General features: G+C 66.3%; 1 protein-coding gene. It reads left to right on the top strand.

All coding sequences use genetic code 11. The features are described 5' to 3' along the window. A partial coding sequence (locus AB0H50_RS35485; protein ID WP_357461659.1) for a dihydropteroate synthase occupies positions 1-1,664 on the top strand: 1,664 nt, incomplete at both ends.

The following is a 1,664-nucleotide window of genomic DNA, read 5'->3' as shown; positions in this document are numbered from 1 at the left end:
CGGCAGGTCGCCGCGGCGGTGCGCGAGGTCGCACCGGCGACGCGTACACCGGTGCCGGAGCCCGGCGTGTCGTCGCTGTACACGGCGGTGCCGTTCGAGCAGGACGCGTCGATCCTGATGGTCGGGGAGCGCACCAACACGAACGGATCGAAAGCGTTCCGGGAGGCGATGCTCGCCGCGGACTGGCAGAAATGCCTGGATATCGCGAAGGATCAGATCCGCGACGGCGCGCACATGCTGGATCTGAACGTCGACTACGTGGGACGTGACGGCGCCGCGGACATGGCCGAGCTGGCCTCCCGGTTCGCGACCGCGTCGACACTGCCGATCATGATCGACTCGACGGAACCGGCCGTGATCCAGGCGGGTCTCGAGCATCTCGGTGGCCGGTGCGCGGTGAACTCGGTGAACTACGAGGACGGGGACGGCCCCGGGTCGCGGTTCCAGCGCATCATGGAGCTGGTGGTGACCCACGGCGCGGCCGTGGTGGCGTTGACGATCGACGAGGAAGGTCAGGCCCGTACCGCGGAGCACAAGGTGCGGATCGCGGAGCGTCTGATCACCGACCTGACGGAGAACTGGGGGCTCGCGCCGGAGGACATCATCGTCGACGCGCTGACGTTCCCGATCTCGACGGGGCAGGAGGAAGTGCGCCGCGACGCGATCGAGACGATCGACGCGATCCGCGAACTGCACCGGCGACACCCCGAAATCCACTTCACGCTCGGCATCTCGAATGTGTCGTTCGGTTTGAATCCGGCGGCCCGGCAGGTGCTCAACTCGGTGTTCCTGCACGAGTGCACCGAGGCCGGTCTGGATACCGCGATCGTGCATGCGTCGAAGATCCTGCCGATGGCGCGGATCCCCGAGGAGCAGCGGCAGGTCGCGCTGGATCTGGTGTACGACCGGCGGCGCGACGGCTACGACCCGCTGCAGAAGCTGATGGAGTTGTTCGAAGGTGTGTCGGCGGCGTCGGCGCGGGAGTCGCGGGCGCAGGAACTGGCGGCGCTGCCACTGTTCGAGCGGCTCGAGCGCCGCATCGTCGACGGCGAACGTAACGGTCTCGAGGACGATCTGACCGAGGCGATGACCACCACCCCGCCGCTCACGATCATCAACGACACGTTGCTGTCGGGGATGAAGACGGTCGGGGAGCTGTTCGGGTCGGGGCAGATGCAGTTGCCGTTCGTGCTGCAGTCCGCCGAGGTGATGAAGACGGCTGTGGCATTCCTCGAACCGCACATGGAGTCGACCGGCGCGGACGGTAAGGGCCGGATCGTGCTCGCGACCGTCAAGGGCGATGTTCACGACATCGGGAAGAACCTCGTCGACATCATCCTGTCGAACAACGGCTACGAGGTGGTCAACCTCGGTATCAAGCAGCCCATCGCGACGATTCTCGATGCGGCGGTCGACAAGCGCGCCGATGTGATCGGCATGTCGGGTCTGCTGGTGAAGTCCACCGTGGTGATGAAGGAGAACCTCGAGGAACTCAACGCCCGCGGGGTCGCCGAGCAGTTCCCGGTGATGCTCGGCGGGGCGGCGCTGACCCGCAGCTATGTCGAGAACGATCTCGCGGCGGTCTACGACGGCCAGGTGTCGTACGCGCGCGATGCGTTCGAGGGCTTGTCGTTGATGGACAAGGTGATGGCCGTCAAGCGGGG

The organism is Nocardia sp. NPDC050793 (assembly GCF_040654065.1).
Taxonomy (GTDB): Bacteria; Actinomycetota; Actinomycetes; order Mycobacteriales; family Mycobacteriaceae; genus Nocardia.
The sequence above is the reverse complement of the archived record's forward strand: the minus strand, read 5'-3'. Positions and strand labels throughout refer to the sequence as shown.